Genomic DNA, 11,791 nt, shown 5'->3' with positions numbered 1-11,791 from the left:
GGCTGGAGCCCACTGAACGGGCTTCATTGACAAAAGTTTTGAAGATTGAAACATTAGGGGACGTGGGAGGGAGTGGATGTCCACGTGAACGACCTGAGTGAACGTGTCGGTGCCCTGTGGTAGTGCTGCGCGTTCCGTCTCCGCTGCGGGCGGTGGGTTCATGATCGGTACGATCGCCGGGATCCTAGGGCCAGCACTGCGCGACCGGCCGGACGCGCCGGCGCTCATCGGTCCGTCCGGGACGTTGAGTTACGCCGCGCTCGATCGGGCCGCCGACGCCGCCGCGGGTGCGCTGTGGGAATTGGGCGTCCGGCCCGGCGACCGTGTCGCCGCCTGCCTGCCCAACGATCTGCCGATCGTCGTCGCGTTCCACGCGACGCAGCGTCTCGGCGCGGTCTGGGTAGGTGTGGCCGAGGCGTACTCGGCGGCCGAGCAGGACCAGCTGGTCGCCCTCAGCGAACCGGTCATCGTCCTAGCCGGAGCGAAATGGAAGGGCGAGCATCCCGGTGCCATAGATTCCGCTCGATGGGCTCGCCTCGTCGCCGCCGGTCATGGTGCGCCCGCCGTCGAGGTCGATCCTTTCGCGCCGGCGGCGATCGCGTTCACCAGCGGGACGACCGGGACCCCCAAGGGGATCGTGCACAGCCAGCACAACCTGGTGGTGCCCGGCGCGGTGCTCGTGGCGACCCGGGGATACGATCACACGCTGCGCAGGGGCGACAGCCTGGCGATGACGATCCTCAACATGCTGGTCCTGGGCACGCTGTCGACGGCGCAGGCGCAGGGGTGCGCCGTGCTCATCGACCGTCGCGACATAGCCGGTATCGCCGAACAGGTGCGCTTGCACGAGGTCACGGTCTGGAACGGTGTGCCGGCTCAGATCTACGATCTGGCCCGGCGGCCGGACCTCGACTTCGGGTCGCTGCGCGAAATGTGGAGCGGCGGCGCCGACACCCCGCAGGATCTCCGCAGGACATTGCACGAGGTGCACGGGATCGCCGCCCACACGACCTACGGCTTCACCGAAGCGCCGACGGTGGTGGCGATCGATCCGGTGGACGGCCGGAGCGTGCCGCGGGCGTCGGGTATGGTCCTGCCGCATCTCGACGTGGCCGCCTACGATGCCGGCGGGCGGCTGCCCGTCGGCGTCGAGGGCGAGATCGTCATCGAGGCGGCCTCCACCGGGCCATGGGCCGGGCTCTGGCGGCCGCCATTGGGGGAATGGCGCGAGGGAGCACTGGTTCCGGGAACGGGGACGCGAGTGCACAGCGGTGATATCGGCGCGATCGACGCCGACGGTTGGCTCACCGTGGTCGACCGCAAGAAGCTCGTCATCGTCCGCGGTGGTGCGAACGTGTATCCGGCCGAGGTCGAACGCGTCCTCCGCCTGCACCCCGACGTGGAGGCCACCGCCGTGTTCGGGATCCCCGACGCGCGGCTCGGGGAACGTGTCGCAGCGCTCGTCGTCGCCCGTGAACCGCTCAAGCGAGCCGAGCTCGACGAGCTGTGCAGGACCCACCTCGCCCGTTACAAGGTGCCCGAGGTGTGGGGCCAGGTTCCGAGCCTGCCCACCAACCAGATGCACAAGGTCAATCGCTCCAGCCTGGCCGGCATGCTGCCCACCGCGTCCCCGCTGAAAGAGCATTGATGGGCGGTAGTGAAGACGGCCGTCCCATCATCTCGGCCGGATCGGGCGGCGCGTCCCGGCGGCCCGTTCCTCGGAGGTGACGGTATGACGTACGACGACCTTCCCGGCGAGCTGTCGGTCGAGTGCGACGGTCCTGTTCGCACGGTCGTCATCAACCGGCCGGACGAGCTGAACGCCGTCAACCGCGAGCTGCACTGGGGACTCGCGAACGTGTGGCGGCGCCTCTCCCAAGATCCCGACGCCCGGGTGGTGGTGCTGACCGGTGCGGGCCGCGCGTTCAGCGCGGGCGGCGACCTCGGCTGGATCACCTCGTTCCTGGAGGATCCCGTCGCGCGGGACGAGAGCCTGAGGGAGGGCGCGCAGATCATCGAGGAGATGCTGCGCTTCCCGTTGCCGGTGATCGCGGCCGTCAACGGCCCGGCGGTCGGCCTCGGATGCAGCATCGCGCTGCTCTGCGACGTCGTCCTGATCTCCCGAGACGCCTACCTGGCCGATCCGCACGTCGCGGTCGGGCTGGTGGCCGGCGACGGCGGCGCCGCCTTCTGGCCGTTGCTCACCCCGATTCTGCGGACCCGTGAGTACCTCTACACCGGCGACCGGATTCCCGCGGCGAAGGCGGTCGAGCTGGGGCTCGCCTCCCGGACCACCGCGCCCGGCGAGCTGCTCGCCGAGGCGCGCCGCCTCGCCGACCGCATCGCCGCCCAGCCGGCCGAGGCGGTCCGCGGCACCAAGCGCGTCGTCGGCATGTACCTGTCCCAGGCGCTGGCCGGGCCGGTGCAGGCCGGCTTCGCCGCCGAGGCCGCCTCGATGCGGTCACCCGAACATCGCGCACGGCTGACCGCGCTCCAGAAGCGTGGCTCGTGACGGGGCCGGACGAGGCTCGGGCAGCGGCCTGCCCGGCTCGTGGATCACTGCGGGGCTCGTCTTCATCGACCCCCCTCATCCCCGATCACGAACCGGGCGGCGGCCATCAGGCGATGCGCGATGTCAGCGCGCCGCTGCCGGCGAACGGCACAAGGGCGCGGGCGAGCCGCTCGGCGGAGAGCGGATAGCGCAGACTCGGCTGGAGGTGGCGATCCAGGACCGACAGGTCGGTTTCGTCGCAGAAACCGAGAGCGCCGTACATCTGGTGCGACGCCCGCAGAGTCGTCACCGCGGTCTCCGCCGCATGCAGGCGCAGCGCCATGGCGTCGGCTACGCGCTGGTCGGCGTCGCCGCGTCCGAGCCGCCATATGGTGAGCTTCGCCAGCTGTTCGAGCCCGCGCACGGCGATCGTGACGTCGGCCATGGTGAACCGGACGGCTTGGAACTGGGAGAGCGCCCGCCCGAACTGGTGCCGAGTGCGTACGTGCCCGGTCACCTCGGCCAGTGCGCTCTCCAACGCACCGAGGATCGTCCACGACTGGAGCGTGAGGTAGCGGGCGATGTCGTCGCTGTCGATCCGCCCTGGCTGCTCTTCGCCGAGGACCGCGCCGGTGACGAACGGACCGAGCCGTCCCGCCACGTCCGGCGGGCCGGCCTCGAGCGGCCACGCGCTGCCGGTCACATTCGCGCCGAGCCAGGAAAGTCCCACCGCACCGTGATCGACCCGGACGTGGCCCGGATCGATGAGCACCAGGTGGCGGCCGCTCACGCGCATCAGGTGCGGGATCAGCGGCCAGGGCAGGACGACGGCGCCGGCGGCGCGGCACAGCACCGCGCCGGCCAGCAGCTGGTCGGCGTCGGCGCGGACGTCGAGATCGAACACGCCGAGTTCGTCCAGGGCTTTCCGGGCGGTCTCACGCGTCGCGGGGTCGGCCTCGGCCCGCCGGGCGGCGTCGACTCCGCCGAGCCGCCGGAACCGGCGCGTGGCCGCGTCGGCGAGCTGGCCGGCGTCGTCGGGCAGGCGTGTGTCCATCAACGGCCTCCGAGAATGTCGCGCGCCGTGATGACGCGCTGGATTTCGATGGTCCCGGACGCGACGGTGGCGGCCTGCGCATACCGCCAGTGGTCTTCGACGGCGCCGTGCAGGGCCGCGTCGGTACCGGTGTCGAGCGCCGCACTGCCCAACGCCTCGAAGAGCAGTTCGGCGACGGTCTGATCGAGCGTCGTGGTCACGATCCGCGCGGCGCTGGCGGCGGCGTCGTCGACACCGTCTTCGCCGCCCACCGCGACGTAGGCCAGCAGCTTCGCGACCCGGATCTCGATGAGAGCCCGCACCCAGCGGGTTCGCACCGATTCGGGCAGGTCGTCCCAGCCGTCGCGAAGGAACTCGCGAACCCGCTCCAGCAGGGCCTCGCAGCGCGCGTACCGGGCGATGCCCACGCGTTCGTAGGCCAGGGCGTCGCGCATGATCCGCCAGCCGTCGCCGGGGGTGCCGAGCACGTCGGCGTCGGTCACGCGGAGCTCGTCGATGAACACCTCGTTGAGGTGATGCGGACCGAGCATCGACGCGATCGGGCGCACTTCGATCCCCGGACGATCCATCGGTACGAGGAAGAGCGTCAACCGCCGTGAGGTCGGTTCCGACGGGGCGGTGACGGCGGCGAGCACGCACCAGGACGCCATGGCCGCGTACGAGGTCCACACTTTCTGCCCCGAGACGAGCCATCCGTCGGCGTCGCGGGTCGCCGTCGTGCGCAGGGACGCCAGGTCGCTGCCGGCCTCCGGCTCGCTGAAGCCCTGGCACCAGATCACCGAACCCGCCGCGATGGGCGGGAGGTGCCGCGCCTTCTGCTCGGGGGTGCCGTGCCGCATGATCGCCGGGCCGACCCAGTTGACGCCCATGTACTGCGGGCCGCGGGGCTCGTGCCAGGCCCACATCTCCTCACGGACCACCGTCTGATCCCAGACGGTTCCGTCGCCGCCGCCGTACTCGGCGGGCCAGCCGATGCACAGCAGGCCCGCTTCCGCGAGCTCGGCGCAGAACCTCATCGTCAGCTCGAGATCCGCCGGATCGTCGGTGAACGCGCCGAGGAAGTCGTCGGGCACTCCGGCCCGCAGCATCTCCCGCAACTGCGAGCGGACGTCGTCGGCTCGCTCTCCCAGCTCGAAGTCCACGTGGGCATCGCTCCCTCACACCGTCAGTGAGCGGGCAATCTATGAAAAGATTCAAAGATTTGTCAATGAGTCCGGTCGGCGTCGCGGGTGCGTCTCCGGGTGCCGGGCCGTAGGCCCGCTCGGACGCCGGCGGCGGTGTTCGCCCTCCTCAGGCGGCTGAACGGACGCATCCACGTCTTGACGGGCGTCGGGACGTGCTCATAGCCTGCGCCGTATCGCAAATGAATGAATCTTTTTCCAAAGGAGGCCCATGGCCGAGGAGACGCCGCTGCTGCGCACGTCGTCGGTCAGCAAACGCTTCCGGGGCGTCGTGGCGCTCGCGGACGCCTCGATCCGCCTGGACGAGGGCGAGATCCTCGGCATCATCGGGCCGAACGGAGCGGGGAAGACCACGCTGTTCAACGTCATCGCCGGGGCGATGCGCCCGTCGTCGGGGACGGTGACCTTTCGCGGCCGGGACATCACGCGGCTGCCCGCGAACCGGCGGCTGCGGCTCGGGCTCGCCCGCACGTTCCAGCTGATGAAGCCGTTCGTGTCCCTCACCGTCTACGAGAACGTCGTCGTCGGTGCCACCGGCAGCGGGCTGTCGAAGCGGCGGGCGCGGGCGCGAGCCGATGAGATCGTCGAGCTGCTCGAGATGGGTCCCATCGCGTCGCGGCCGGCGAGTGCGATCAACGCCGTGCAGGCCAAGCGCCTGGAACTGGCGCGCGCGCTGTCGGCCGAGCCGGTCGTGGTCCTGCTCGACGAGATCTTCAGCGGGCTGCGCCCCGACGAGGTCGACGACCTCGCCGCCCACGTCCGCGCCCTGCCCGCCCGCGGCCAGACCGTGATGATGATCGAGCACAACCTCCCCGCGATCCGCAGCGTCTCCGAACGCGTCCTGGCGCTGAGCGCCGGCGCGGTCATCCGCGAAGGCCGTCCCGTCGACGTCTTCGCCGACCCTGAGGTGGTGAGCAGCTATCTCGGCAAACGAAGCAGCACTGCGCCTTGAGAACGTCACGGTCCGGCGCGGCGTCGTCGACATCGTCCGCGACGTGTCGCTGACCGTCTCGCCGGGCGAGTGCGTCGGCCTGCTGGGCCTCAACGGCGCGGGCAAGAGCACCTTGCTGGCCGGCATCGCCGGCACGCTGCGCTCGGTGACGGGATCGATCCGGCTGGGCGACCACGACCTCAGCGGCAGGCCGAGCTGGCACCGGTGCCGGCAGGGCCTGGTGCTCGTCCCGGCCGGACGCCAGCTGTTCGGCGACCTCACCGTCCTGGACAACCTGCTCGTCGGCGCGCACAACCAGAAGTCGGGGGCGCGCCGCAGGGAACTGATCGAAACGGCCTACGGGCACTTCCCGATCCTGCGCGACAAGCGCGACCAGAAGGCCCGCGAGCTCAGCGGCGGCCAGCAGCAGATGCTCGCGATCGCGAGAGGCCTGATGGCCGAGCCGCGGGTGCTCATGCTGGACGAGCCCTCGGAAGGGCTCGCCCCGGTGATCGTGGAGCAGGTGTTCGACGTGATCGGCGAGCTGGCGCGCGAGGGATCCCTCGCGATCCTGCTGGCGGAGCAGAACGCCGGCGCGGCCGAGATCTGCGGCTCGTCGGCCGTGCTCAAGGACGGAACCGTCTCCGCGGTCGCGCCCAAGAACGCGGGCGACATCGCCGATGCGGTCTTCGGCTAGCAAGACCGGGGCCGCCGGCGCGGCAGGCACCCGGGAACGACAGAACATGGCCCGTTGCGTGAATGGAGAGGCCGATGAGGATTAGCGCCCACAAGGCGGCGGCCGGGCTCGCGGCCCTGGCGATGACCGCCACGGTCGCCGGGTGCGGCTCGTCCGGCGGGAGCGGCGGTACGAAGGACGGCAAGGTCGTCCTCGGCGAGGTCACCGACCTCAGCGGGGTCGCGTCGTCCTACGGGATTCCGGAGAGTCAGGGCGCGCAGATCGCCGTCGACCAGATCAACGCGGCGGGGGGCATCAAGAGCCTCGACGGCGCGAAGCTGGTGATCAAGAAGTACGACACCGCGTCGAGCCCCGACAACGGGACGACGAAGGCCACCGCCGCGGTGGGCGACAAGGTCTCGGCCGTCTTCGGCGGCGAGATCTCCGACACCGTGCTCGCCGGCATCAACGTCACCCACCGGGCCGGCACCGCGTGGCTGGACTCGGGCGGCACCGCCGACCAGATCCACAAGCGCGGCTACGACACCGTCTTCCAGGTCGCCAAGAACTCCACCCAGTACTCGCAGGGCTGGGCCGACACCGCCAAGCAGGCCGCCGCCCAGCTCGGCATCGCCAACCCGACGATCGCGATCGCCTACAGCCAGACCTCCTACGGGCAGGACTTCCTCGACGCCTTCGAGACCATCAACAAGACCGCCGGATTCAGGGTCGTCTCGAAGATCGGCTACCCGATCGGGACGACGGACCTCTCGTCGATCGCGGCGCGGCTCGCCTCGACGCCCGCGGACATCATCTTCAACATCGGCTATCCGGCCGACGGGCTGAACCTGGCGAAGCTGTTCGCGACGAAGTACTCCGTCAAGGCCAAGATCTACATAGCCGGCGGATCGGACGCGGTGGACGTCGTCAAGCAGCTCAAGTCACAGGCCGACGGGACGCTGGTCCTGGCCAGCGTCACGCCGAGCACGCCCACCGTCCCGGCGGCGTTCAAGACCTTCTACGACCAGTACATGGCGAAGTACAAGGCGGCCCCGAACTCCCAGGCCATGTTCGGCTATGCCTCGGTGCGGTTCGCCGCCGCCGCCGTCGAGAACGCCAAGTCCGCCGCGCCGGCCGACGTGGCGAAGGCGCTGAAGTCGGTGACGCTGACGCAGACGACCGGCAACATCTTCCCCTCGCCGAGCACCCTGTCGTTCGCCGCGGACGGATCGCTGAAGCAGGCGCCGTTCCTGGTGTCCCAGGTGGTCGGCGGGACCGCCAAGGTCGTCTTCCCGGCCTCCGCGGCCGAATCGAAGATCCAGCCGTACAAGTGACCGGCAACCGGCGCCCGCGGGCCGCCCGCGGGCGCCGGTGAGACGTGAGGACGACCGAGCGACATGCTCTTCGAACAACTGCTCATCGCCGGACTCATCACGGGCGCGGTGTACAGCCTGGTGGGTGTCGGTTTCACCCTCGTCCTGGGGGTCGGTAAGGTCGCGAACTTCGCGCACGGCGGTTTCGTGGCCCTCGGGCTCTACACCGCGCTGTTCGCGCACGACCACCTCGGGCTCAACGCCTACGAGACGCTGGTACCGGCGACGCTGGTCTTCCTCGTGGTCGGGTTCGGCATCGGCGAGCTCTTCGAATGGCGGGCGCGCCATGCCGGCGAGATCGGGCAGCTGCTCGTCGGCCTGGCCCTGCTCCTGCTGATCGGCGGGCTGCTCGAGGTGCTGTTCAAGAACGATCCGCGGACCATCGACGGGCCGACCCTCGGGCATGTGCGGGTGGCGGGGCTGACCGTGCACGGCACGGAGATCTTCGCCGTCGCCTTCACGCTCGCGACGGCACTGCTGATCTACGTGGTGGTGCGGCGCACGCGGTGGGGCAGGGCGATGCGGGCCGTCGCCGAGAACGCCGAGGCGGCCGGCCTCTACGGCATCCGCACCCCGATGGCGCGGCGGTCGGCGCTCGCCGTGTCGATCGCGATCGCCGGTGCGACCGGCGTCGTCATCAGCCCGTTCACCACCCTGACGCCGGAGGTCGGGACGTCGTACCTGATCTCGGCCTTCGCGGTGGTGATCCTCGGCAGGATCGGGAACCCGCTCGGCGCCGTGCTCGCGGGCCTGGCGCTCGGCGTCGTCAACTCCCTGTCCGCCGGCTACCTGGCCTCGTACTGGACGTCGCTGGCGCCGCTGCTGATCATCCTGCTCGTGCTGCTCGTGCGGCCTGACGAAGGAGCGGTCGTATGACGCTCGCCCACGCGATGGACCGCCCGGCGCTGCGGCGTGTCCGTGATCACGGTTCGACGCGCTGGATCGTCCTCGCCGTCTTCTTCGCCGTGGCCTGGTTCGCCCTCGGCGGACTGGAATCGGCGACGCTCACCGTCATGGTGCTCGTGCTCTACTACGCGGCGGCGGGCAGCTCGTTCAACCTGCTGTTCGGGTCGCTGGGCGTCTTCTCCCTGGCCCAGCCGGTGTTCGTCATGGTCGGCGGCTACACCTCCGCCTACCTTTTCGCGCGGCACGAGATCTCCCCGTGGATCAGCATGCTCGTCGCGATGGTCGTCGCGGGAGCGCTCGCCCTCCCGATCGGCTTCATCGCCATGCGGCGCTCGGGAACGATCGTGACCGCCCTGGTGACCCTGATCCTTTCCCAGGCCGCACCGCCGATCATCTCGGCGGTGAAGCCGCTGGGCGGGACGATCGGCCTCTACATCCCGGTGAAGTCCGGCGACAACTGGTGGGACATGCAGTTCGCGACCGGCGTGCCCTTCGCCCGCATCCTGCTCGTCATCAACGTCGTGTTCATCGCCGGCCTGATGTGGTTCGCGCGCAGCAAGTGGGGCGGATGGACGACGGCGATCCGCGACTCCGAGGCCGCCGCGCGAGCGACGGGCATTCCCGTCCTTCGGGTGCGGATCACGATGTTCGTGGTATCGGCGATGATGGCGAGCCTGCCCGGGGTCGTCTACGCGCAGTACAACCTGCTGAGCAACACCGAACTGTTCCTCAGCACGTCCGCGCTGTTCCAGGTGCTGGTCGTCGCCCTAGTGGGTGGTGTCGACCGGGCGTGGGGGACGCTCGTCGGCGCCGTCCTGATGGTCGAGATCTCACACCGGCTGAGCGAGGCGGCAGGCGGCCGGCCGGGCATCGGCCCGCTGACCTTCGCCGGAGCCTTCCTGATAATGGCACTGATCCTGCCGCGCGGGATATCCGGCGCGTGGGCCGCCGTTCAGGCCCGCTTCCCGGGCGAGAATCCGGACGTGTCCCCGGACCGGAACCCGACCGGTCCTGCGGACGAGTCCGTCGTCGACGATCGCCGGTCGGCGGCCGCCACCACCGAAGGAGCGCGACGTGGATCTGAATGATGCGGACGATCTGGCCGCATTCCGGGAAGAGGCCCGTACGTGGCTGGCCGCGAACGTCCCTGACGAACCCCGTCCGACAACGCCGGGGCCGGCGCTTCGCCAGTTCGACGAGGAGTGGCAGCGGTGCCAGTACGACGGCGGCTGGGCGGGGATCTCCTGGAGCACGGAATACGGCGGTCGTGGGCTGTCCCTGCTGCAGCAGATCATCTGGTACGAGGAGCTCGTGCGGGCCGGCGCCCCGGAGACGAGCGTCTTCAACGTGGCCTTCGCGCACGCCGGCCCGACTCTGATCGCGCGCGGTGACGAGCGGCAGAAGAGCTTCTACCTGCCCAGGATCCTGCGCGGCGAGACGCCGTGGTGCCAGGGCTTCTCCGAGCCGGAATCAGGATCCGACCTGGCCTCGTTGCGCTGCCGCGGGACGCTGGACGGGGACGAACTGGTCATCTCCGGTACCAAGATCTGGATGACCAACGCCGAGTACGCCGACTACTGCGAGCTCCTGGTGCGCACCGACCCGGCCGGTGACCGGCACCACGGACTGAGCTGGGTGGTCATGGACATGCACGTCCCCGGAGTCGACATCCGGCCCATCGTCAGCATCGACGGCTGGCCGCACAACTGCGAGGTCTTCTTCGACGGGGCCCGTGTCCCGGTCGGGAACGTCGTCGGCGGGATCGGCAACGGATGGAGCGTCGCCATGTCCACACTCGCCGCCGAGCGCGGCCCGGCATTCCTCGACACGCGGCTGTCGAGCGTGCTGTTCGTCGACGAGATGATCGACCATGCCCGCTCGACCGGCCTGCTCGACGATGAGAAGGTCTACGCCGATCTCGCCGAGCTGCGCGCGGAGGGGGCCGCGCTGCGGTCGATGGCCTACTACCAGGCCGCGACCTCCGATCCCGGGTCGTCGAGCAGCGAGACCGTGGCGGCCCGCAACTTCTTCGTCCAGTTCCTCGGCCGGGTCAGCCGTACGGCGTTGGAGATACTCGGTCCGGACGTCGTCGAGACGAGCGCGTGGACCCGCCGCTGGCTCTTCGACCTGAGCGAACCGATCGCCGGCGGCACGATCGACATCCAGCGCAACATCATCGGCGAGCGAGTGCTGGGGCTGCCCCGATGAACCTCGCGCCGTCCGACCTCCAGAACGAACTCGCCGCCGCGGCCCGCCAGTGGCTCGCGAGGGAACTGCCCGTCGCGCGCAGCCGCGATCTCGCCGCCGGTCACGGGGAACTGCCCGATGCCGGGACCTGGACCCGGTGCGCCGAACTCGGCTGGCTCGGGCTCGGCCTGCCCGACGCGTGCGGCGGCCTCGGACTCGGAGCCGCGGAAGAGGTCATGGTGTTCCGCGAGCTCGGTCGCGGCCTGGCGCCGGGGCCGTTCCTCGCGTCCGTTCTCGGTGCCCGCGCCGCGGCGACGGCCGGCAGAGCCGACATCGCGGCGGCCATCGCCGACGGGAGCCGCCGGGTCGCCCTCTCCCTCTCCGGCCGGGTCCTCGACGGGCGTGCCGGGGACCTGCTGCTCACGCTCGATGAGAACGGCGCCGTCCTCGACGAGATCGTCGAGGACGCCCCGCTCGCCTCGGTGGACCCGCTGACCCGGGTCTCCAGCCTGGTCCGCGCGACGCCTCTGCTGCGCGTGGAGGACGCTCTCCTGCTGAGCCGCGGGCACGTCCTCGCCGCCGCCCAGCTACTGGGAATCATCGAGGCGGTCAGGGACATGTCCGTGGCCTATGCCGGGTCGCGGACTCAGTTCGGCCGACCGATCGGCTCCTTCCAGGCCGTGAAGCACCGCTGCGCCGACATGGCCGTTTCCGCGTACGCCGTGGTGGGGCAGGTCGGTCAGGCCGCGCTGTACGTGGACGCGCGGCGGCCGGCGGCTGCGTTCCAGGCCGCTGCGGCCTACGTCGTCGCGGCGCGCGGCGCGGTCCGCAGCGCGACCGACAACATCCAGAACCACGGCGGCATCGGCTTCTCATGGGAGCACGACGCGCACCTGTACCTGAAACGAGCCACCGTGCTCGCGGCGGCTTTCGGCCCGCTCCGGCAGGCGCACCGCCCGCTGATGGCGCCTTCACGCCACGAGTTCGAGTGA

General features: G+C 70.4%; 11 protein-coding genes. 9 read left to right on the top strand and 2 right to left on the bottom strand.

Annotated elements, in window-relative coordinates:
- The first annotated feature begins 160 nt into the window (after window positions 1-160).
- A complete protein-coding gene (locus F8568_RS25115) occupies window positions 161-1,648 on the top strand; it encodes a class I adenylate-forming enzyme family protein (RefSeq protein ID WP_151596148.1) in 1,488 nt (495 codons plus the stop codon).
- Between the two features lie 84 nt (window positions 1,649-1,732).
- Window positions 1,733-2,512, top strand: coding sequence for an enoyl-CoA hydratase/isomerase family protein (locus F8568_RS25110; protein WP_151596147.1), 780 nt, complete (start codon window positions 1,733-1,735; stop codon window positions 2,510-2,512).
- Window positions 2,513-2,618: 106 nt separating this feature from the next.
- Here the strand turns inward: F8568_RS25110 and F8568_RS25105 are convergent, their stop codons facing one another.
- Both F8568_RS25105 and F8568_RS25100 read right to left on the bottom strand, forming a co-directional pair.
- Window positions 2,619-3,545 carry an acyl-CoA dehydrogenase family protein gene (locus F8568_RS25105; protein WP_151596146.1) on the bottom strand — a complete coding sequence of 309 codons (927 nt, stop codon included), beginning with the start codon at window positions 3,543-3,545 and terminating at the stop codon, window positions 2,619-2,621.
- Complete coding sequence (locus F8568_RS25100; RefSeq protein ID WP_151596145.1) at window positions 3,545-4,687, bottom strand: acyl-CoA dehydrogenase family protein; 1,143 nt, start codon at window positions 4,685-4,687, stop codon at window positions 3,545-3,547. Before F8568_RS25100 ends, F8568_RS25105 begins: the two co-directional genes overlap by 1 nt.
- Window positions 4,688-4,937: 250 nt before the next feature.
- Here F8568_RS25100 and F8568_RS25095 point away from each other — a divergent pair, with 250 nt between their 5' ends.
- The 7 genes from F8568_RS25095 (at window position 4,938) to F8568_RS25065 (ending at window position 11,791) form a co-directional block, all read left to right on the top strand.
- The gene (locus F8568_RS25095) at window positions 4,938-5,678 is read left to right on the top strand and encodes an ABC transporter ATP-binding protein (RefSeq protein WP_151596144.1); all 741 of its coding nucleotides are present in this window, start codon (window positions 4,938-4,940) and stop codon (window positions 5,676-5,678) included.
- A 43-nt stretch (window positions 5,679-5,721) separates the two neighbouring features.
- Window positions 5,722-6,354, top strand: a complete 633-nt coding sequence (locus F8568_RS25090; RefSeq protein WP_160573751.1) for an ABC transporter ATP-binding protein — start codon at window positions 5,722-5,724, stop codon at window positions 6,352-6,354.
- 74 nt (window positions 6,355-6,428) lie between these two features.
- Window positions 6,429-7,667 carry an ABC transporter substrate-binding protein gene (locus tag F8568_RS25085; RefSeq protein ID WP_160573750.1) on the top strand — a complete coding sequence of 413 codons (1,239 nt, stop codon included), beginning with the start codon at window positions 6,429-6,431 and terminating at the stop codon, window positions 7,665-7,667.
- A 63-nt stretch (window positions 7,668-7,730) separates the two neighbouring features.
- Complete coding sequence (locus F8568_RS25080) at window positions 7,731-8,582, top strand: branched-chain amino acid ABC transporter permease (protein WP_151596141.1); 852 nt, start codon at window positions 7,731-7,733, stop codon at window positions 8,580-8,582.
- Window positions 8,579-9,700: a branched-chain amino acid ABC transporter permease gene (locus F8568_RS25075; RefSeq protein ID WP_151596140.1), complete on the top strand. Its 1,122-nt coding sequence runs from the start codon at window positions 8,579-8,581 to the stop codon at window positions 9,698-9,700. The genes F8568_RS25080 and F8568_RS25075 overlap by 4 nt, the downstream gene beginning before the upstream one ends.
- The gene (locus tag F8568_RS25070) at window positions 9,687-10,820 is read left to right on the top strand and encodes an acyl-CoA dehydrogenase family protein (protein WP_151596139.1); all 1,134 of its coding nucleotides are present in this window, start codon (window positions 9,687-9,689) and stop codon (window positions 10,818-10,820) included. Before F8568_RS25075 ends, F8568_RS25070 begins: the two co-directional genes overlap by 14 nt.
- Entirely contained in the window at window positions 10,817-11,791 is a 975-nt protein-coding gene (locus F8568_RS25065) for an acyl-CoA dehydrogenase family protein (RefSeq protein ID WP_151596138.1), read from the top strand. The genes F8568_RS25070 and F8568_RS25065 overlap by 4 nt, the downstream gene beginning before the upstream one ends.

This window comes from Actinomadura physcomitrii (assembly GCF_008923205.2).
GTDB lineage: Bacteria > Actinomycetota > Actinomycetes > Streptosporangiales > Streptosporangiaceae > Spirillospora > Spirillospora physcomitrii.
The sequence above is the reverse complement of the archived record's forward strand: the minus strand, read 5'-3'. Positions and strand labels throughout refer to the sequence as shown.